The sequence below is a fragment of the uncultured Veillonella sp. genome (genome assembly GCF_963524655.1).
In the GTDB taxonomy this organism is placed as follows: Bacteria; Bacillota; Negativicutes; order Veillonellales; family Veillonellaceae; genus Veillonella.
In genome coordinates this window covers 1-19,688 of sequence record NZ_CAURHA010000012.1, presented here as the reverse complement: position 1 = coordinate 19,688, position 19,688 = coordinate 1, and the positions used below count along the sequence as shown (strand labels likewise).

Annotated in this window: 22 protein-coding genes; 20 read left to right on the top strand and 2 right to left on the bottom strand. The window is 37.7% G+C overall.

The genetic code is table 11. The features are described from left to right. Positions 1-86 precede the first annotated feature (86 nt). Complete coding sequence (locus RYM16_RS03875) at positions 87-1,457, bottom strand: MFS transporter (protein WP_314359182.1); 1,371 nt, start codon at positions 1,455-1,457, stop codon at positions 87-89. Positions 1,458-1,762: 305 nt separating this feature from the next. On the opposite strand from RYM16_RS03875, the gene RYM16_RS03870 reads away from it, so the two are divergent. The 7 genes from RYM16_RS03870 (at position 1,763) to RYM16_RS03840 (ending at position 6,225) form a co-directional block, all read left to right on the top strand. After that, positions 1,763-2,653 (top strand): phosphate ABC transporter substrate-binding protein, encoded by an 891-nt coding sequence (locus RYM16_RS03870; RefSeq protein WP_288187438.1) that lies wholly within the window; start codon positions 1,763-1,765, stop codon positions 2,651-2,653. A 57-nt stretch (positions 2,654-2,710) separates the two neighbouring features. After that, positions 2,711-3,592 (top strand): phosphate ABC transporter permease subunit PstC, encoded by an 882-nt coding sequence (pstC, locus tag RYM16_RS03865; protein ID WP_314982424.1) that lies wholly within the window; start codon positions 2,711-2,713, stop codon positions 3,590-3,592. After that, complete coding sequence (locus RYM16_RS03860) at positions 3,579-4,397, top strand: PstA family ABC transporter permease (RefSeq protein ID WP_273298922.1); 819 nt, start codon at positions 3,579-3,581, stop codon at positions 4,395-4,397. The genes pstC and RYM16_RS03860 overlap by 14 nt, the downstream gene beginning before the upstream one ends. Next, positions 4,397-5,140: a phosphate ABC transporter ATP-binding protein gene (locus RYM16_RS03855; protein ID WP_273298923.1), complete on the top strand. Its 744-nt coding sequence runs from the start codon at positions 4,397-4,399 to the stop codon at positions 5,138-5,140. The genes RYM16_RS03860 and RYM16_RS03855 overlap by 1 nt, the downstream gene beginning before the upstream one ends. Before the next feature lie 384 nt (positions 5,141-5,524). After that, positions 5,525-5,746: a type II toxin-antitoxin system RelB family antitoxin gene (gene relB / locus RYM16_RS03850; protein ID WP_009352129.1), complete on the top strand. Its 222-nt coding sequence runs from the start codon at positions 5,525-5,527 to the stop codon at positions 5,744-5,746. Then, positions 5,736-6,002, top strand: coding sequence for a type II toxin-antitoxin system RelE/ParE family toxin (locus RYM16_RS03845; RefSeq protein ID WP_273298924.1), 267 nt, complete (start codon positions 5,736-5,738; stop codon positions 6,000-6,002). The genes relB and RYM16_RS03845 overlap by 11 nt, the downstream gene beginning before the upstream one ends. Before the next feature lie 10 nt (positions 6,003-6,012). Continuing rightward, entirely contained in the window at positions 6,013-6,225 is a 213-nt protein-coding gene (locus RYM16_RS03840) for a hypothetical protein (protein WP_009352194.1), read from the top strand. 166 nt (positions 6,226-6,391) lie between these two features. Here the strand turns inward: RYM16_RS03840 and RYM16_RS03835 are convergent, their stop codons facing one another. Then, positions 6,392-7,183 carry a carbon-nitrogen family hydrolase gene (locus RYM16_RS03835; protein ID WP_314982422.1) on the bottom strand — a complete coding sequence of 264 codons (792 nt, stop codon included), beginning with the start codon at positions 7,181-7,183 and terminating at the stop codon, positions 6,392-6,394. Between the two features lie 132 nt (positions 7,184-7,315). On the opposite strand from RYM16_RS03835, the gene RYM16_RS03830 reads away from it, so the two are divergent. The 13 genes from RYM16_RS03830 to RYM16_RS03770 all read left to right on the top strand — a co-directional run. After that, on the top strand, positions 7,316-7,879 hold the full coding sequence (locus tag RYM16_RS03830; protein ID WP_314982420.1) for a nitroreductase family protein: 564 nt from the start codon (positions 7,316-7,318) through the stop codon (positions 7,877-7,879). Positions 7,880-7,948: 69 nt separating this feature from the next. Next, positions 7,949-8,761 carry a polysaccharide deacetylase family protein gene (locus RYM16_RS03825; protein WP_314982418.1) on the top strand — a complete coding sequence of 271 codons (813 nt, stop codon included), beginning with the start codon at positions 7,949-7,951 and terminating at the stop codon, positions 8,759-8,761. Positions 8,762-8,772: 11 nt separating this feature from the next. Continuing rightward, positions 8,773-9,711 (top strand): phosphodiester glycosidase family protein, encoded by a 939-nt coding sequence (locus RYM16_RS03820; RefSeq protein ID WP_314726680.1) that lies wholly within the window; start codon positions 8,773-8,775, stop codon positions 9,709-9,711. A gap of 8 nt (positions 9,712-9,719) precedes the next feature. Then, a complete protein-coding gene (locus RYM16_RS03815; RefSeq protein WP_314982416.1) occupies positions 9,720-10,667 on the top strand; it encodes a hypothetical protein in 948 nt (315 codons plus the stop codon). Positions 10,668-10,736: 69 nt separating this feature from the next. Next, positions 10,737-11,909, top strand: coding sequence for a glycosyltransferase family 9 protein (locus RYM16_RS03810; protein ID WP_314982414.1), 1,173 nt, complete (start codon positions 10,737-10,739; stop codon positions 11,907-11,909). After that, entirely contained in the window at positions 11,896-12,222 is a 327-nt protein-coding gene (locus RYM16_RS03805) for a hypothetical protein (protein ID WP_314982412.1), read from the top strand. The genes RYM16_RS03810 and RYM16_RS03805 overlap by 14 nt, the downstream gene beginning before the upstream one ends. Positions 12,223-12,766: 544 nt before the next feature. Next, complete coding sequence (locus RYM16_RS03800; RefSeq protein ID WP_314982410.1) at positions 12,767-14,119, top strand: pyruvate carboxylase subunit B; 1,353 nt, start codon at positions 12,767-12,769, stop codon at positions 14,117-14,119. Between the two features lie 507 nt (positions 14,120-14,626). Then, a complete protein-coding gene (locus RYM16_RS03795) occupies positions 14,627-15,889 on the top strand; it encodes a sensor histidine kinase (RefSeq protein WP_399553770.1) in 1,263 nt (420 codons plus the stop codon). After that, positions 15,886-16,575 carry a response regulator transcription factor gene (locus tag RYM16_RS03790; protein ID WP_004693664.1) on the top strand — a complete coding sequence of 230 codons (690 nt, stop codon included), beginning with the start codon at positions 15,886-15,888 and terminating at the stop codon, positions 16,573-16,575. The genes RYM16_RS03795 and RYM16_RS03790 overlap by 4 nt, the downstream gene beginning before the upstream one ends. A gap of 463 nt (positions 16,576-17,038) precedes the next feature. Next, positions 17,039-18,136: a trypsin-like peptidase domain-containing protein gene (locus RYM16_RS03785; RefSeq protein WP_314982406.1), complete on the top strand. Its 1,098-nt coding sequence runs from the start codon at positions 17,039-17,041 to the stop codon at positions 18,134-18,136. A 321-nt stretch (positions 18,137-18,457) separates the two neighbouring features. Beyond that, the gene (locus RYM16_RS03780) at positions 18,458-18,787 is read left to right on the top strand and encodes a PadR family transcriptional regulator (protein ID WP_314982404.1); all 330 of its coding nucleotides are present in this window, start codon (positions 18,458-18,460) and stop codon (positions 18,785-18,787) included. After that, positions 18,774-19,349 (top strand): HAAS signaling domain-containing protein, encoded by a 576-nt coding sequence (locus tag RYM16_RS03775; protein WP_314982402.1) that lies wholly within the window; start codon positions 18,774-18,776, stop codon positions 19,347-19,349. The genes RYM16_RS03780 and RYM16_RS03775 overlap by 14 nt, the downstream gene beginning before the upstream one ends. 9 nt (positions 19,350-19,358) lie before the next feature. After that, positions 19,359-19,688, top strand: a 330-nt coding sequence (locus tag RYM16_RS03770) for a transcriptional regulator (protein WP_314982401.1), incomplete at its 3' end; no start/stop codon positions are given.

Sequence of the window (19,688 nt, the reverse complement as noted above, 5' to 3'; positions counted from 1 at the left end):
AAAATCAGGGATATACTATATTAAAACAAAAGGTAGTAACATATCTACGTTACTACCTTTTTAGTTTGCTTAGGATTTTGTTATTATTAGTTAGCTTCAGCTAGTTGAAGTTGTTCGAGTTCTGCTTCTTTAGCATCTAATTCTTTTGCACCAAAGTGAGCCAGTACACAGAATGTAACACAAAGAATACATGCTACCAATAAGAGATAGAAACCTGCGTTCCACCCAAATTTGTCGGCTAATACACCGAATAATGTTGTACCAAGGTTGGCACCTACAATGTAGCTCATGAAACCGCGAAGACCAACGGCGGAGCCTACAGCAAATGGAGGTACAATATCCATAGTTTGAACAGAGGCTAGGAATTGAGGAATGTAGATTAGACAACCTACGATAGCAGCAAAGAATGTAACCCATAAGAGGGATTCACTTTGCCAATAGCCGAAGATACAGAAGAAGATAATGCTTACGGCGATAATTGCTGGTGGCATACGATAACCTTTAAAGAATTTATCGGAAATGTAACCTGCAAAAATAGTAGAAGGTATAGCAGCCCATTCAAAGAATAAGAATGCTACAGACATCTCTGCTTTGGAGAAACCTTTTACTTGTAATAGGTAAATTGGAAGCCAAGTAAGCATACCGAAACGAATCATGTAAACAAATGTATCTACTAATGATACGTACCAAGCATTTTTGTTTTTCAATACATATTTTACAAAAATTTCTCGTGTATTCATGTGCGGTGCTTCAGAGCTTCTATGTGCTTTATGAGCTGTATCTGCAATGATTTCACTTGTTGGTGGTAAGCCTTCACGCTCAGGGCTTTCTTTAATTAAGAAGAAAATAGCGATAGCCACAACTATGGCAATAATTGCAGGGATACCATAGCTACCTAATTGCCAATGATCTGTTGTAGTGAAATATAGTGCAGCTGCAACGATTGGCGCTACGATACCGCCACCAAGATTGTGTGAGATATTCCAAATTGCACCATAACGGCCGCGTTCTTGTTTTGGATACCATTTCGCTAGAGTAATGAAGGATGGACCTACACCAAAACCTTGGAAGAAACCATTAAGAACTACTAATACTAAGAAGAAGGCGAGGCTGTCGGCAAAGCTCATAAAAATGTTGATAATTGCACAGCAAATAAGACCGAAAGCCATAAATTTTGCAGGACTTGCTTTGTCTGCAAGACTACTCATAAAGCCTTTACTTAAACCGTAGGCGATAAGCATACCACTAGATAGCAAACCGATTTCTGTTTTGCTCATGTGGAGGATATCTGATAAGAAATGAGTTGATAAGGCAAAGTTGTTACGCACGATATAGTACGCTGCATAACCAATAAAAATACCAAGTAGAGATTGGAATCTGTATTTATAGTATAGATTCATAATCATACTTTGTGGTACAGATGATTTTGCCTCTTTAGGTTGTAGAAATGAAAACATAGTTATTACCTTTCTTTATTAATAACTAAATCCTGTTGCATTGATAATACTAACATTTTCATAGAATTCATGTAAATGATTTATAAGATAAAATTAAGCGTTAATGTTATAAAAATAATTTATAACATAGTTATGTTGCAGTAAAATGTATATAGTATAAATATGACTTTCAGTATGATAAGGATTTTTAAACTACATAAATACAGCAGTCTATAGTGTTAGAGTTGTATTGAAATTAATAGATTTATTTTGTTATAATCATACTGTTATTTAAAAATTATTATTCGTTATTAAGGAGTTTTGCTATGAAAGGTTTTACTAAACGTGCAATTCTTGCTGCTTGTGTTGGTGCAGCAATGCTTATTTCTGCAGGTTGTGGTTCCAACCAAAATGCACAAAATACACAATTGACATATAATGGTTCCTCCACATTGGCACCAGTTATTTCTAAGATCGCTACAGATTTCACAGAGAAAAATAAAACTTGGAATCATGCAGATAGTTCTTTGCCAGATAAAGATATTACTATTTATGTATCTTCTGGTGGTTCTGGCACTGGTATTAAAGCGGTTATCGATGGCACTGCGGACTTCGGTTTAGTAGCTCGTGAAGTGAAAGACAGCGAAAAAGCAAAAATCAAAGATTACAATGAAATTAAAGTAGGTATTGATGCCTTAACAATTGCAGTAAATCCTGAAAATCCTTTATATGCTGTAAAAGATAATCTTACTAAAGAAGAAATTATTAAAATCTTCTCTGGTGAGTACAAAACTTGGAATCAAGTAGATCCTTCCTTGCCAAATCAAGAAATCATCGTAGTAACACGTGACCTTGGTGGCGGTGCTCATGAAGTATTCCAACAAAAAATTATGGGTTCTGTAGAAGTAACTAAAGACGCTATTCAAGCTCCATCCATGGGTGCTCTTGTAACTAAAGTTAAAGAAAATCCATATGCTATTGGTTACGCATCTTATGGCATGTTGGGTCAAAACAAAGGCCAAATCGTTGCTTTCAAAGTTAATGGTGTAGCACCAACAGATGAAACGATTACGGATGGTTCTTACATGATTCAACGTCCACTTCTTATCGTAGGTAAAGGTAATATGGGCGGCGTAGCAGACGCTTTCACAAAATACTTGAAGTCTGAAGAAGGTCGTAAAGTTATTCATAAAATGGGCTTTGTTCCTGTAAACTAATCAGATAGAATAAAAGCAAGGCTGCGGCCTTGCTTTTTTCTTATGAAAGGAGAGTCTATGCATTTATCAGATCGTTTTACATCTGGCATAGTACCGATTATGGCGGTATCTGTTCTCGCCTTATATATAGGGCTCATGCTCTATATGGCGATAGAGGCGTGGCCCGCTTTGATACATATGTCTTGGACGGATATTGTAACCGGTGCAGTCTGGAAGCCTATGGCACAAAGTCCTGTATTAGGTCTGGCCTATATTATTTCTGCTAGCCTCTATGTATCTCTGTTATCTTTGATATGGGCGTTGCCCTTGGGGATTGGTACCTCTGTAGGTTTGAGTCTAGGCGTATCGCCACGTATTCGTCAATTTTGCTTATCTACTATAGATATGATCGCCGGTATACCTTCTGTTATTGTTGGTTTTATCGGGCTTGCCGTAGTGGTTCCGGCCATTCAATCGATGTTTTCTTTGTCTACCGGTGAGTCTATTTTATCGGCTAGTCTCGTATTAGCCTTTATGATTTTGCCTTATATTGTGACTCACTGTACGGAATCTATCGAAACCTATCGTCAGCGCTATGAAGAAACGGCTTTGGGCCTTGGCATATCGCCGTGGCATACTATGAAAGCTATCGTACTACCTAGTGCTAAAGGTTCGATCATTCTTAGTTCTGTGCTAGCCTTCTCCCGGGCTATGGGAGAGACCATGGCCGTTATGATGGTTGTCGGTAATGCTCCCATCTTGCCTAATTTACTGGGTAAGGCTGAGCCAATTCCATCTCTTATTGCGCTTGAAATGGGTAGTGTAGAGTATAATAGCTTGCATTATAGCGGTTTATATGTAGCAGCTTTAGTATTGCTAATGATTTTGATACTGACTAATGTTCTAGTCTATATGTATTCTTGGAAAACTAGAAAGGACGGTCATCATGAAGCTATCTAATCTTGCATTAGCTACTTGGGCTTATGGCAGTCTAATCCTCGTTATGGCAATACTCATCGCTGCTTGTACTTATATTGTGTATCATGGGGGGCCATTAATAACTGTTGATTTCCTCTGGCTCTACCCAGCGGGCATGCCTCTCGGTGTAGAAGGGGGCATATTCCCTGCCATAATCGGTAGTATTTTAGAGGGCTTATTAACGGCTTCTATGGCGGCTGTTGTAAGTATTCCTTGTGCCCTTTACATGGTATATGGCAATATTTCTCGTTGGAAATCAGAATGCTTTTTATTCACTCTACGCTGTATGTCCGGATTACCATCTGTATTAATTGGCTTGTTCGGTTATAGTGTGCTGATTTTATATTTAGGTATCGATAAAAGCTTATTATCTGCGTCGATTACGTTAACGGTAATGGTTATACCTTTTATTACGTTGCGCCTTGTGAAAGTATTCCATGAGTTTCCTCGTGAAACGTATGAGGCGGCTCTCAATATGGGGCTTTCACCAAGTTATATATGGATACATATGGTCATACCGAGTGCCATGCGCGACGGATTGAGCGCTATAGCCCTTGGAGCGGCCTATGCGATGGGGGCCACCGCACCGATTATGTATACTGGTGCCGTATTATATACTCGGTCCATACCGAATATAACGGATCCATTTATGGCATTGCCATATCATTTGTACATTTTGGTAAACGAAGGTTATTCAGTAGATTTAGCCTATGCTACAGCCTTTGTACTGATGGTTATATTACTTTGTATTAATATCATTTGTCGCTGGATAGGAGGGCGGTCTTGATGAGCATCATATTAGATATTAAAAATATAGAGGTGTCCATTGATGAGCATTCTATTTTGCAACACATAACCTTGCCTATTACAGAATATGCTATTACGGCTGTTATTGGGCCGTCTGGTTGTGGTAAAAGTACATTGTTAGCTACGCTTAACGGTAGCTTACAGGCACCGAAAAAAGTCACTAATGGACAAATTATTTACGATGGCCTATCGGTAGACTCAATGGATCCGCAAATGTTACGTCGCCAAATCGGTCTTATCGGACAACAACCGACTGTATTTCCTGGCACCATTGAAGATAATATGGTATTTGCTCTAAATTATTATAAAGAGTTATCCTCTGCAGACAGAAAGGCTAAAGCGATACAATGTTTAGAGCAGGCTGGATTATATAGCGAAATTAATGGCGACATGAAGCGCTTGGCAAGTTCTTTATCTGGTGGTCAACAACAGCGCCTGTGTATTGCGCGAAGCTTGACCGTAGATCCTCGAGTAATGCTCTTTGATGAGCCGTGCTCTGCCCTTGATATAAAAAACAGCTTGCATATTGAGGCATTGCTAACAGAGTTAAAAGTAAAACAAACGATTGTCATTGTTACTCATAATTTACAACAAGCTAGACGCATTGCAGACTACACTGTCTTTATGAATGATGGCCGAGTTGTAGAGTGGGGCGCTACAGCGCAAATATTCTCTGATCCACAACAAGAATTAACTCGTGATTACTTGGCTTTTGGCGGATAATCTTGAAAATTTTATATTTTTCAAAAACTTAAAGATAAAATTTCTATAAACTGTTGACATATTTCGTTTAAAAATGTATATTATAGGTGACATACTGGCGTGTCGTTAAGGGACTGTGAGAGAGTTTAGCCAGACTTACATCTGATATAGTTCGAGAGTAACTATATACATAAGAAGGCGTACCGCTGAGAGACGAGAGAAGGGCGGTATGCCTTTTTTGTATGTAACATACGATGTAGCTTGTTTTTTACAATCTAATAAGCAATGTAAATTATTAATATTATAAATATAAAATTTTATTAAAATAATGGTGGTTACGAGTTTAAAATATGGACTCAGACCTCCTTATGTAATACAATGTATTACATAAGGAGGTGCTTTTATATGGCAAATATTTCAGTCCGACTAAATGAACAAGAAGAAGAGTTATTTAAAACCTATGCTGAGTTTATGGATGAAACACTTTCTACCCTCTTTAAGAAGGCTTTACTAGAAAAGATTGAAGACGAATTTGATCTTAAGGTAGGTCAAAAAGCATTAGCAGAATACGAGCAAGATCCAGTTACCTATTCTGTGGCGGAAATGCGTGCAAAATATGGCTTATAAGCTTGAATTTTCTAAACGGTTTGACAAGCAATTTTCTAAATTAGATAAATCAACGCAACGCTATCTTTTTAATTGGCTCATAAAGAATGTAGATAATGTAGAAAACCCTAGGTACTCAGGCAAATCATTGACGGGTAATAAAACCGGTCTGTGGCGTTATCGCATTGGTAATTATAGAGTCATCGCTGACATTAATGACCATAGATGCATCATTTTAGCCTTAGAAGTTGGTCATCGAAAAGACATTTACAAATAGAGGATATATTATGAAATACTTACGTCGTGAACTTAATCAAGTGGAAAAAGAATACTTAAAACAATTTGGACAAGACTCGTTGAACCGTGTTGTTCTACACGATCCAGATACGAAGGATAAACAAGAAGTACAAGATACTATTGATATCCTAAAAGAAGCTATGGCAAAAAATAAACCTCTAGAACAAGTTCCAGAAGATATGTGGAAACTAATTGAGTTTTAACTACGGCATAAATCCTGTTGCAGGTGTGTCCGTTAATCCAGAGCAAACTAGAGTAATTTATTTCCTCAATACAGTACAATAAAATTAAAATAAAGCAAAACAAAAGGCACATTGTTGAATGCTTTTCCTAATATAAGGAGAAATTCAATAACAATGTGCCTTTATTTTATAAGTTGTAGAGTTCTGGTTTACGGTCCCTAAAGATATTAATTTTGTTGCGAATGTCTTCGACTACGGTAAGGTCGATATCTACGGAAGCAATGCCTTCGTTCGTATCCATTTCGAGGAGGTTCGTGCCCCACGGATCATAAACGGCGGAGTGACCTGTGCTTTGAACGCGACTAATAGTACCGCATCCGTTGACTGCGCAAAGGAACAATTGGTTTTCAATTGCTCGTACTTCGTTTAGTACTTGCCAGTGGCGTAGTCGCATCGTAGGCCATTGGGCGGGTACGAATAAGAGTTCAGTACCTGGTAATGCAGCCATTCTCACTAGCTCAGGAAAACGAATGTCGTAACAGATAACTGTGCTACAAGGGATCCCATCGAGTTCAAAATGGGTCGTATGAGTGCCACTAGCAAAGTATTTGTCTTCTTTAGCAGGGCTAAAGCCGTGCATTTTGGAATACTCACCTACGAGGGTACCTTCACGGTTGTAAGCATAGGAGGTATTGAATACAAGATCATCTTTTGCCACAGCGACAGAGCCTCCTACGATATTCACGTTGTGCTCTTTTGCAAAGGCGCTGAGCAAAGATTTTGTCCTTTCCCCATTTCTGTCGGCAATCGTAATTAAATCATCTGATGGGTGAAAGCCTGTATTCCAAGTTTCAGGTAAAACAATAATATCAGGATTTTCTGCAAGTGATTGAGTGAGTAACTCTTGAACACGATTGTAATTGTATTCTACGTCATTTACGTGAACGTCCATTTGTAAGAGGGTTAAGCGTTTTTTCATGGCAAATCCTTTATCGATTAGAAGCGTATAATGTTAGTAATTTGTATTATAATTAGAATATTAAAGCATTCTTTAGTGTATTACAATATGACAATACATAATTTAGATAACATTAGATGGTTTGGAGAAAGTATGGAATTAACAGAGGTTATACAAGCACGAACTAGCGTGCGCAAGTATAAAGCATCACCGTCACTGGGAGATGACATAATTCAAAGTTTAGTAGAACTTGGCATGCGAGCCCCTTCGCCTAAAAATCGGCAGCCTTGGCAGGTTATTCATGTGACTGGCGTGGAGAAGGAATATTTTGTAAATCTCGGCTTTCAAGTGCTAGATCAATATAAAGAACGTAAAGAACATTTTGGTAGTTTGGAAATTAGTCTTAAGGCTATGAAAATAGCTAGCGATTTACTCTTTGTGTTTAACCCTTATGATCACCTACCTGACTATAGTCGAGTGTGGGAGAAAAGTGATTTGCAAGCCATAGGTGCTTTTGTGGAACATATTTTATTGGGCGCAAAAGCGATTGGGTTAGGTACACTTTGGATGAATGATGTGTATTTTATGCAATGTGAAAGTAAAGCCTTTTTGAATATTTCTCATGATGTACAGGCTATCATTGCCATAGGTGTTCCAGATGAGCCTATGTATCCTAGACCTAGAAAATCGATTGATGAGGTACTAGTAAAGCGTTAGTTTTTTACTAATCTTCATAGAAATGTTATAATATTCTGTATATAATTGTGTTCTGATAGAGGAGGACCTATGAAACGGATTCCGTTGGTAACACTATTAGTTGTGGCATTGGCAATGGTTATGGCAGGTTGTGGATTGCTTTCACAAAAAACAGAGCCTACTAGCTCAGCGCCACCTGTAAAAGAAGTAAAAGAAGTTAAGATGGTACATCCATCGGGCATTCCTGTCCTTATGTATCATAAAATCGGCGACGATAAAGATAATGATGCGGTTATTCGTGAGGATCTATTCAGAGAGCAAATGAAGTTCCTCAAAGATAATGGCTATAATCCATTGACGATGGACCAATTGTATGAATACGTTGTAAATGGTGCTGCAGTACCTGAAAAGCCAGTTGTTTTAACCTTTGATGACGGTTATGCAGATACATATACAATCGTATATCCACTCATGAAAGAGTATGGATTCCCAGCCACTGTGTTTATCAACCCTGGCGATATTGGAACGCGTTTAACTTGGGATCAAGTGCGTGAAATGCACAAAAATGGCATCACTATTTCTAACCATGGTTTCCAACATGTAGAAATGGGCCAATTATCCGAAGAGAAACAAATTGAAAATATCAAAAAGGCTCAAGAAGCACTGGCTAAAGAGATAGGCATCAAGGATAATCCTTGGTTCTGCTATCCATATGGAGATAAAAATGAATTCACCGACTCAGCATCTAAAAAGGCTGGTATAAAAATGGGTATGGCTATGAAATCTGGCTGGGCTCATACCGGTGATAATCCATATAATATTTTGCGTGTTTGGGTAGGTAATGCGGTAGATATCAAGCATTTTGAAGAACGCATTAGCACCGAGCATTTCACTGATTTATAAGGAGAAATACATTGTTCAAAAAGAATTGGGTAAAGTTCATCATCATGGTGTTCTTATTTACCGTTGTAACCTCACCATTCGTGGTGCTCTTTGGACCATTTAATAATGTAAAGCGTGCCGTTATTGGTGCGATCTTACAATCTCGTCATCCTCATTACATTACATGGCTGTTCAATGAAGAAGAATTGCAATCTATTTTGGGGACTGTTGGGGTTGTTAAAAGCCAAGATTTGTTCAAGTTTAATGCTCGTGAAGACAAGTCTTTAAACCTTGAAAAAATTCAGTCTGCTCGTTATGTAGGCTATATTTTAGAAATTCCAGACCCTCGCCGTATTCAAGTAGGCACAGCAGCTAACATTCAAGAAAAAGGCGATACTACAAGTAATATTGCTAAAATGAATAATGCGGTAGCTGCTATTAACGGCGGTGGTTTCCATGATCCAAATGGTACAGGTACAGGTCGTTTACCGTATGGCTTTATCTTGCATGAAGGGGAGTACATTATCGGTAAGGATGTAGGCCCTGATGAAGATGTAGACTTTGTGGGCTTCTCTAAATCTGGTAACCTTATTGCTGGTAACTATGATAAAACTCAACTAGCTGACATGAAAGCCATGGAAGGGATTACCTTTGGTCCCCCTCTTATCGTGGATGGTAAGAAGATGATTACTGAAGGTGATGGTGGTTGGGGCGTAGGCCCCCGTACTGCTATCGGTCAAAAGAAAGATGGTACAGTACTATTCCTCGTAATCGATGGTCGTCAACCGGGTTACTCCATTGGTGCTACCTTGCGTGACGTTCAAGATATTCTCTTTGAAAAAGGTTGCTACATTGCAGCGAATTTAGATGGTGGTTCTAGTTCTACTCTTTACCTCAATGGTAAAGTTGTGAACAAACCAGCCGATTTGTTAGGGGAACGCATGATCCCAACGGCGTTTATCGTGAAATAGGAGGACACATGAAACCTTTTACGCGTGTACTGAGCGCCTTTGCGGTAGGTATTCTTCTGCAAGGTGGTATATACTTATACCTTGATCAATATATGTTTGCACCGACTACGGAATTTAACGTAGCAGGTGCATCAAAAGATGATACGAAAAACTTCCCTGATGTAAAGGAAGGCACTAAATATGTATCCTATGACCGTCAATTTATGGCGGTTGTTACAGAAAATTCTTTGAAAATCTACAAGGCTAATGAAATTAAGCCTACAACGATAGATTTGAAGGGCCGTTCTATTAGTTACTTCAACTGGATGCCGGACCGTAACTATGCCATCATGGGCCTATATGACTCTCGCGATGTTGTTATGGCTCGTCTCAATGCAGATGATCCGGAACACGAAGTTGATACAAAGCTTGAAGACTTACCGAAAGGTAGTAAAATCGTAGATGCTGCGTATTCTGAAGCGACAAATGTAGTATACATGAAGGTAAAAGTTCAAGAACATGTATATCGTATTTATCGTACAGATGCTAACTACGATACGCGTCGAGTGTATATGCAAGCTACGGATATCGGTCATATCGGTGTCTTCTACGATGAAGATAACTTCTTCTACGATAATGTTAAAACTGGCGATATCTTTATGTTTAATGGTATCGAAGGTGGCTGGCGTGTTATCAACCCACCAGGGCGTTTCCGCTTAATTGGTGTTGATACAGATAAGACAATCTACATTGCTCGTGTTGATGAGGACAATAATGCATTGACTGTTTACACTGGCAAATTAGGTGTAGGTTTCAAACCAGTTTATAAATACAATCATCCTACTACTTTCAATGAATTAAAATTGTCTGAAGTAAAAGACATTATCAAGAATGGTAGTGAAGAAACTAAAAAGGTGACAGAAGACGACACATCTTCTAAATCATCTGACACTAGTGATAGTAAAAAGAAATCTTAAGAAAAAGCCTTTATAATGCTTCATTATAAAGGCTTTATTCCTATTAAAGTATGTACCATAAGGATATCTATGAATATATTATTTGTACGCCTTAGTTACATTGGGGATATACTGCATGCTACACCTGCGGCGCGCTGGATCAAAGAACAGTATCCAGATGCCAAGCTACATTGGATTGTAACGCCTAGTATGGTAGAGCTGTTAGAAGGAAATCCCTATGTAGATGAAATCATTCCTTGGGAACGGGATGAATACGAGGCACATTCTAAAAAACTGCATATCCCGACGATGTGGCGCATGTGGTGGGAATTGAAGGCTAAGTTAGAGCCCTACAAATTTGATGTAGCAGTTGATGTGCAAGGTCGACTGATAACCGGTCTTGTTCTATTGGCTTCTGGTGCGCCTATTCGCTTAGGACTAGGTGGTACAAAAGAGTTAAATTGGCTGTTTACAAACTTTAAAACAAAGCCAAGTACAGACCATGTTATTAAGCGATATGTAGAGGTGGCACAACTTTTAAAAGAGGCTGTTGCTAAACAGGCTGATTTAGATACACCTCTTAAATCTGTTGATAGTGCTCTGGAACATAAAACATTAAATAGTGGTAGTGCTAAGAAACTGTATCATATGGATTTCTATGTACCATCGAAGCTACATGCTTGGGCAGAAGAAAAGTGGGAAACCATTGATAATCATACTTCTTTAAATCGTGGAGAGGTAGAAAAGCCTCTACGTGTAGCATTGGTCTTGGGTACGTCGTGGGCGACGAAAGAATGGCCGCAGGAGAAATGGTATTCTCTTATTAAATCCCTTCAGTACAGAGCAAATTTTGTTTGTTTAGGGGGGCCTAAAGAGGCTACTCAATATAAACCGTTGATGGATACCTTGGCAGCAGAGGGCATTGATAATATCATACTGAATATGCTAGGTAAAACGACACTTCAAGAGGTAGGTGCCTTAATTGAAAGCTGCGACGCAATAGTTACAGCTGATACAGGTTCATTACACATTGCGTTGGCTCTGAATAAACCTGTAGTAGCACTATTTGGTCCTACAGATCCAAAACTGTGGGGACCGCTGACGGGTAATTTTAAAGTACTAGTAAATGATGAATTAGATTGTTTGGGTTGTCGTAAACGACGCTGTCCTAAGCCCGCCCAATATTGTATGTCTGGCATTGAACCAGTACGTGTTAAAAAGGCAATTTTCGAGTTGATAGGAGATAGAAATGGCAAAGTTTAAAATTCAAAAAGGTTTATCCGATGCGGATATGTTGAAAAACCTTAAAGATACAGATAATTTTGAAGATACTATGCTTGATATGGAACGGGCCGCTAAAAAGCCTGTAGTTCATCAAAGTCCAAAGCAAAAGGAAGATGCTTTTTATCGTGAGTTCTTAACTGAAAAAGTGGAGACTATGATTGGTAAAATGCTTCTCGACATCAAGATGGAGTACTTCAAAGAAGGTGAAGGTGCCTTCTCTATTCAAGTTAAAAGAGATGGTAAGAATATCGTTCTTGAAACGGCTCCTAAAAAGGTTAAACCTGAAAAATAATTTGTATAATAAGTAATATTAAAAATTAAGAATAAACCTGAACCTGTCCATAAATGGACAGGTTCTTTTGTATATTTATGTAATTGTTGTAGTGGGGTATATTATCAATAAAATTGATAAGCTTATAAGTGTACCGATGTTTATCGAATTACTACATTTATAAATACCGATATAGTTTGACAGCTTTTTAATAATAACTAAAAATTATTACGGTATAATTTTTGGTTTCTCATTAAAAAGAGCAATTACAGAGAAATTGATTTGATTAAACATACACGCTAAACTTCAGCTCTTCTGTAGTTTTGTGTGATTTTTATCACGAAAAAATCATCTTCAAATACATGAATTTATGAGTAAATAGCATAATATAGTTGTTGACAAAGAATTTTATAAGTAGTCTAATATAAGTATGTCTTAACGATTTATAGAGTGTTTGGCTTGTGTGAGCAGACATCAAAAAAATCGTAAAAAAATAGGTATGAGATAGTTGTTTGATGTATGTATAAATTTACATACTCAGACTATTTCGATTTGGAGGATTAACATGGCTAAAAAATTAAGAATTTGCGAAACCGTTCTTCGCGACGGTCATCAATCTATTTTGGCAACACGCATGCGTTATGAGCAAATGGAACCAGTACTTGGTCTTTTAGACGAAATCGGTTACGAAGCTCTTGAGTGTTGGGGCGGCGCTACTTATGATAGCTGTCTTCGTTTTTTGAATGAAGATCCATGGGAACGCCTTCGCAAATTGAAATCCAATTTGAAAAACACTCCATTACAAATGTTACTTCGTGGCCAAAACTTATTGGGCTACAAACACTACTCTGATGATGTAGTAGAAGCATTCTGTAGTGCAGCTGTTAAAAACGGTATCGACCGTATCCGTATCTTCGACGCATTGAATGACCCACGCAACATGGAAGCTGCTATTAAGTACTCCAAAAAAGCTGGTGCACACGTTCAATCCGCTATGGTATACACAATTTCTCCAGTTCACACAACTGAAAGCTTCTTGAAAGTAGCTGAAACTTTGGTAGAAATGGGTACTGATTCTCTTTGTATCAAAGATATGTCCGGTTTGTTGGGCCCTGCTGATGCATATGATTTGGTTTCCACTTTCAAAAACCGTTTCGGCGAATTGCCAATCGACTTGCACAGCCATTTCACTTGCGGTCTTGCAAGCACAGCATACTGGGAAGCTGCTAAAGCTGGCGTAGATATCATCGATACTGCTATCTCCCCATTCGCTCATGCAACTAGCCAACCAGCTACTGAAACTATGATCGAAATGTTCAAAGGTACTGAATATGATCTTGGTCTTGACCTTGATAAATTCATCCCATTAGTTGACCACTTCCGTAAAGTTAAACAACAAATCGCTGAAGAATTTAACTTGAAACCAGCTAGTGATGTAATCCCAGCTGTTCGTCGTTACCAAATTCCTGGCGGTATGTTGTCCAATACTCAAAACCAATTGAACGAAATGGGTATGGGCGACCGCTTCTTCGACGTTATGGATGAAATGCCACGCGTTCGTGAAGACTTAGGCTTCCCTCCATTGGTAACTCCAACATCCCAAATCGTTGGTACAATGGCTATGATGAACGTTATGATGGGCGACCGTTATAAAATGGTTCCTAACGAAGTTAAAGACCTTGTACGCGGTAAATATGGTGCGTTGCCTGGTACTATTTCTGACGAAATCCGTCAAACTATCATCGGTGATGAACAACCTATCACTTGCCGTCCAGCAGATCTTATCGAACCTGAATTGGAAGGTTACCGTCAAGATTTAGCTTCCAAAGGCTACAATGGTATCACTGACGAAGACGTATTGACTTACGCTATGTTCCCAGAAGTTGCTATTAACTTCTTCGAAGCTAACCGTCGTTAATCCAAACTATAAAAGAGGATTCTTAGGAATCCTCTTTTTTTGCGTTTAAATTTAGGAATCTCCTTTTTGCGCTTAGATTTATAAAGTGAAAAATTTCAATAGTTATTTTATATTTTATAATTTAGAGTTTTTATAAAAAGTACAGAGAATATTCTATTAATTGTACTTAATTCTCAAGTTATTAATATAAGTAAATACTGAGATTTAGTATAATATAAGATACCCGGATGCGTGTGAAAATATATAGTGTGTGAAAAATATTAGATATTAAAAGGAGTGAGGAACCCTTGTATAATCTACCAATTATAAACTGACGATGAAAGAAAGGTGAAAATTATATTGTATTTTTGCCTATTTTACTTGCTTTAACTATTAAAAATAGCGTAAACTATAAGAAGTATCTACTATTTATGATATTGAGGTAACCCTGTGAATTTACAAATACGGATTTGGATATCCAATGTTGTGCTCTTTGTTGTACCTATCTTAATAGCAATAATCTTATTTTTGCTATATTTTACAGGTTTGCGCATATTGGCTAATGCCGGTTACTATTTGCGTATTGAGCAGGAACAACAGTTTAAAAGTGTCAGTCGAATCACTGAAACAATTACCTTTTATGGGTTGGAAAACAACTTAATAGATAGCTTGGTTAAACCTAGCTATAGTCTACTCGATCCAAAGGAAGTATATGTAGAAGTACTAGATCAAGGGAACATGGTGTATAGCTATGGTAATCCACAAATCTACAGTGCATCTGCAATCGTTGGTCTTATCGATGTAAACCCTGAATTACAGGGCATCGTATATCAGTCTAATAATACTTTTGTGTATGAAATGCGAAAATACGATGGGCGTCATGCCTACGTATATCATATTGCTATTAAGCGTGCTACTCATGGTAGTGATAGCTTAATGGAATCTGTATCCTTCTATATTATTATAGTTTCTATATTGCTCTTTATTGTTACATTCTTTGCAATCAATCGATTTGTTACACGGTTTATCATGATTCACGTTAAGAACATGACAAAATCATTAGAAATGGCAAATCGTCAGATTGAAATGGAACAAGAGCAGCAAAAAGAATTGCTGGCGGGTATCTCTCACGATATTCGAACGCCACTGACGGCTATAAAAGCCTATGCAGAAGGTGTTCGTGATGGTATTGCACCAACGGAAGAGCAGCAAAAACGATACATGGGTATTATTTTGAAACGCGCCAATGATTTAGACTCAATGTTAGAGGAATTATTCCTCATTACTACATTGAACTACAAAAAAGAATCTCGTCCATCTGAGCGAATTGAACTAGGTCAGTATGTGCGGGACTTTGTAGAGGATCATTTAGCTCCGTATCAATCGAGAGGCCTTGAAATTAAGGCTCGCATTGCTACGGAAACTGCTTTCATCAATGCAAATCCACAATTGTTACAACGGGTGTTACAAAATGTACTGAACAATAGTACTAAGTACAAAATAGCCGACCTTGGTCATTGTATCATCGATGTAACTAGTGATGATGATTTTGTATACTGTGTCATCAGTGATGATGGTCCGGGGGTACCACCAGAATCTTTAGAACGTCTGATGCGCCCGTTCTACCGTGTAGATTCGTCTCGTACGAACCCGCAAGAAGGTAGTGGCCTAGGATTATCTATTATTCGTCGAATTATGGAAATCTTTGAAGGCCGAGTTGTGATTGAAAATGTAAGACCACATGGTCTACGTATTATATTAGAATTTCCTAAACAAGGAGAAGAATCATGAGTGAACATATCTTAATTATTGAAGACGATTTGGATATTGCCAATATTGAACGTGATTATTTAATGGTGGCAGGCTACGATGTAACTATTATGACTAATGGTACCGATGGTATCGAAGCAGCTTTGAATACTCCTGTAGACCTTATCATCCTTGATGTTATGTTACCAGAAATGGATGGTTTTGAAGTTTGTCGACAAATTCGTGACAAAGTTCGTGTGCCAATTGTTATGGTAACAGCTCGACTTGATGATATTGACAAAATCCGTGGTTTAGGTGTAGGCGCTGATGACTACATTGAAAAACCATTCTCTCCATCTGTATTGATTGCAAAAATCAAAGCTATGTTAGCACAATATAAGCGTTTAACAGAGCGTGATGCTATGGAAACCAATGCTATTCAATCCGGAGAAATCCGTCTTGATCCTAAGATGATGAAAGTTTGGGTAAACGAAAAAGAAGTTCATCTTAAAAAGAAAGAATTCCAGTTATTAGAATTCTTAATGCGTAATCGTGATATCGTATTTAGTAAAGAAGAATTATACTCTCGCGTTTGGGGGTTAGACTCCTATGGTGATTATGCAACAGTAGCTGTACATATCAACCGTTTACGTGAAGAAATTGAAGATAATCCATCTGATAGTAAACATATTATTACTGTATGGGGTGTGGGTTATAAATTTGTTTGATAACTGAAAAGGATATTCATACTATATTCACGTTATTCGTGGCGGTTGATTAAGTATGAATTTACAGAGGGTTATTATATAGATATAATCAAAGTTTTAACAATATTTTATAATGTTACTTTGATAATTTAGATATACAATGTATACTAATTCTAGTAAGGCTGAAGTTTGATTCCGGAAAAGTACAAACTAAACTTCTCTCTCTTAATAAGTTCTCTCTCAAACTTTTCTGGGTCATATATACTCTCTCTCTCAACAGTCCTTACACTCTCAAACTATATGCATAAAGGGCATTCGTTAGCGACGGCTAGTGAATGCCCTTTATGTTTTTTTGAGTATATTAAATTGTTAGCTTGCATTGTGAATGCTAGAGGACTATAATAGGTTCATCAAAATCAATTTTATAAAATTGATTCTTGAGATACTTTGTAAAATAATGTAAGACAATAGAAAAAGGAGATATATGGAATTTTCAAAATATAAGAAAACCGTCATTGCTTGTATCCTTGCTTTGGGCATTGGTGTAGGCGGTGGATATTATTTCTTTGGTAGCCCTGCTGGCACACAACAAACGGCGGTAAGAGAACAAACAAAACAAACTAAACCAATTACTGAAACCCGCAATACTTACGTAGTGCAAGCCGTTAAAGAATCTGGTCCAGCGGTAGTAGGGATTACTACAAAGGTGTTCCAAAAGGATATCTTTAACCGTACCATCTATGCTGGTGAAGGTGTTGGATCTGGTGTACTTATAGATAATGAAGGACATATTGTAACGAATAACCATGTTGTAGCAGGTGCTAAAAATGGTGAAGTTACCGTATCATTATCTGACGGATCTACTGTAACAGGCACCGTTATTGGTACAGATTCACAAACAGATTTGGCTGTTGTTAAAATTAAACCTCCTAAAGATATTAAGCCAATTAAAATCGGTGACTCTGATTCAGTACAAGTTGGTGAGCCTGCCATTGCTATTGGTAATCCACTAGGCCTTGAATTTAAAGGTTCTGTTACATCTGGCGTTATCAGTGCTTTAGCACGTACTATCGATGAACAAGGTCAACGTTTCCCATTGATTCAAACTGATGCAGCGATTAACCCAGGTAACTCTGGTGGAGCTCTCATCAATGCGGATGGTGAATTAATCGGTATTAATAGTTCTAAAATCTCTAAAGAAGGTATTGAAGGCATGGGCTTTGCCATTCCAATTAACTCTGCTATGACTATCGTTGATTCTATTATTAAAAATGGTAAGGTCATTCGCCCGTATATCGGTGTGTGGGCCGTAGATCGTCAAACAGCAGCGCGTAACAATGTAAATTATGAGGGCGAAGGTCTTCTTATTGTTCAACTTGATGCGAATGGTCCTGCTGCACAGGCTGGTTTAGTGGAAGGAGATACAATTGCTCAAGTTGATGGTAAGGATATTAGCACATTGTTAGAATTAAAAGAGCAAATTGACGCTAAGAGCCCTGGTGATACAGTTTTAGTATCTTATACTCATAATGGAAAAATGAAAAGCACACAGATTAAATTAGGCCAAGCAACTTCAAAATAAATAACTGATGTTAGAGTAAATAGATTATTCTAAAATCAATGAAAAATCCTCATCCGTTGGATGGGGATTTTTATGTTATAGCCGAGGTATGTACGATACATATAGGGTGACATAAATAAAATTAGAAAAATATGATAGTTTCACCTTATAAAAATAGATATTATCAGTGTTTATAGGTTGTTTGAATTATAAAAATATATTTTTAACAAGGTACCTTGCATTCCGAGGTACCTTGTGTTATTATGTATTTGTCAGTACATGATAGTGACCGTAAGAGAGCTTTCACATTGGCAGGCAAGCACAGTCTAAAAGGGAGGAACTATGCAAGTTCAATTAAAAAAAGGTGTTATGGATATGCTAGTGCTAGCATTACTAACACAAACTGATCGATATGGGTATGAAATTGTAAGCACTATTTCAGAATATATTGAGATTTCTGAAGGAACGATATATCCATTATTTAATAGATTGAAAAAAGAAAAGTATGTTGAAACATATTTAAAAGAGTCCTCTACAGGACCATCTCGGAAATATTATCACATCACAGAAGATGGACGTGCCGCATATAACAAGATGCGCCAAGAATGGGATGAATTTTCTGGTGTCATCAATATCCTATTGAAAGGAGTCGACTATAATGAACAAAAATAGCTTTTTAGAAGCACTGCGCAATATATTTAAAAAGGCCCGTGTTGCTGATGTAGAAAGTATTATCGAGGTTTATGAAGAACATTTTGCTGTAGGTTATGAAAAAGGCCTTACAGATAGTGAAATCATTAAATCTTTGGGAACCCCAGAGGAAATCTATGCATCTTATGTAGATGCAGGTATTATTACAGATACGTTAGGCCAAGATGGTGGTGAAAGTAAATCTGTTAATATGCAAGCAATCTATGCAAGATTTGATGATTATAAAGAACGTTTATTACCACAATTACCAGGTATGGCTAAAAAAGCATCCAAAACATTGTTATCTATTGGAAGTGCTTTGTCATATATCGTAGGAGTTTTAATATTCATTATTACGCCAGCTATCCTATATTTACTTGGAAGCTCATGGCAACCGTTTGAGAATGTAACGGCATTTCCTGCATTATCATTGGTAACTTTAGTTGCACTTGGTGGTGTAGGTCTCTTTGGGGGCCTTACATGTATCTTTATTGGTATTGAACTTCGTGGTGTACGCGAACGTTATTTCAGCAATGTAGATTAAGGAGGACCTATGAGACGAATTATAATTGCAGCAATTCTAACTGTAATCAGTGCTGTAGGGGTAGGTACATCATTTGCTGTAAATGATTTACCAAATTTTGGTGAATGGATGAAAACCAATGAACAACAGTTTAGAAAGCCACATAGACATGATGGTTCTAATATGCATATGGACCAACATATGATGGATAGAAATAATCAAATGATGCCTCAAAATGGTATGGGGCCAAATAATGGTCAACATATGTACCAAAATTGTCAAAACCAAATGATGCCTCAAGATGGTATGGGACGAAATAATGGTCAGTATATGCATCAAAATGGCCAAATGCCGCAAGGG

Excerpts from the sequence above, each read along its gene's own strand:
- RYM16_RS03875 (WP_314359182.1), bottom strand. The coding sequence starts at position 1,457 with ATGTTTTCATTTCTACAACCTAAAGAGGCAAAATCATCTGTACCACAA.
- RYM16_RS03870 (WP_288187438.1), top strand. The coding sequence starts at position 1,763 with ATGAAAGGTTTTACTAAACGTGCAATTCTTGCTGCTTGTGTTGGTGCA.
- pstC (WP_314982424.1), top strand. The coding sequence starts at position 2,711 with ATGCATTTATCAGATCGTTTTACATCTGGCATAGTACCGATTATGGCG.
- RYM16_RS03860 (WP_273298922.1), top strand. The coding sequence starts at position 3,579 with ATGAAGCTATCTAATCTTGCATTAGCTACTTGGGCTTATGGCAGTCTA.
- RYM16_RS03855 (WP_273298923.1), top strand. The coding sequence starts at position 4,397 with ATGAGCATCATATTAGATATTAAAAATATAGAGGTGTCCATTGATGAG.
- relB (WP_009352129.1), top strand. The coding sequence starts at position 5,525 with ATGGCAAATATTTCAGTCCGACTAAATGAACAAGAAGAAGAGTTATTT.
- RYM16_RS03845 (WP_273298924.1), top strand. The coding sequence starts at position 5,736 with ATGGCTTATAAGCTTGAATTTTCTAAACGGTTTGACAAGCAATTTTCT.
- RYM16_RS03840 (WP_009352194.1), top strand. The coding sequence starts at position 6,013 with ATGAAATACTTACGTCGTGAACTTAATCAAGTGGAAAAAGAATACTTA.
- RYM16_RS03835 (WP_314982422.1), bottom strand. The coding sequence starts at position 7,183 with ATGAAAAAACGCTTAACCCTCTTACAAATGGACGTTCACGTAAATGAC.
- RYM16_RS03830 (WP_314982420.1), top strand. The coding sequence starts at position 7,316 with ATGGAATTAACAGAGGTTATACAAGCACGAACTAGCGTGCGCAAGTAT.
- RYM16_RS03825 (WP_314982418.1), top strand. The coding sequence starts at position 7,949 with ATGAAACGGATTCCGTTGGTAACACTATTAGTTGTGGCATTGGCAATG.
- RYM16_RS03815 (WP_314982416.1), top strand. The coding sequence starts at position 9,720 with ATGAAACCTTTTACGCGTGTACTGAGCGCCTTTGCGGTAGGTATTCTT.
- RYM16_RS03810 (WP_314982414.1), top strand. The coding sequence starts at position 10,737 with ATGAATATATTATTTGTACGCCTTAGTTACATTGGGGATATACTGCAT.
- RYM16_RS03805 (WP_314982412.1), top strand. The coding sequence starts at position 11,896 with ATGGCAAAGTTTAAAATTCAAAAAGGTTTATCCGATGCGGATATGTTG.
- RYM16_RS03800 (WP_314982410.1), top strand. The coding sequence starts at position 12,767 with ATGGCTAAAAAATTAAGAATTTGCGAAACCGTTCTTCGCGACGGTCAT.
- RYM16_RS03790 (WP_004693664.1), top strand. The coding sequence starts at position 15,886 with ATGAGTGAACATATCTTAATTATTGAAGACGATTTGGATATTGCCAAT.
- RYM16_RS03785 (WP_314982406.1), top strand. The coding sequence starts at position 17,039 with ATGGAATTTTCAAAATATAAGAAAACCGTCATTGCTTGTATCCTTGCT.
- RYM16_RS03780 (WP_314982404.1), top strand. The coding sequence starts at position 18,458 with ATGCAAGTTCAATTAAAAAAAGGTGTTATGGATATGCTAGTGCTAGCA.
- RYM16_RS03775 (WP_314982402.1), top strand. The coding sequence starts at position 18,774 with ATGAACAAAAATAGCTTTTTAGAAGCACTGCGCAATATATTTAAAAAG.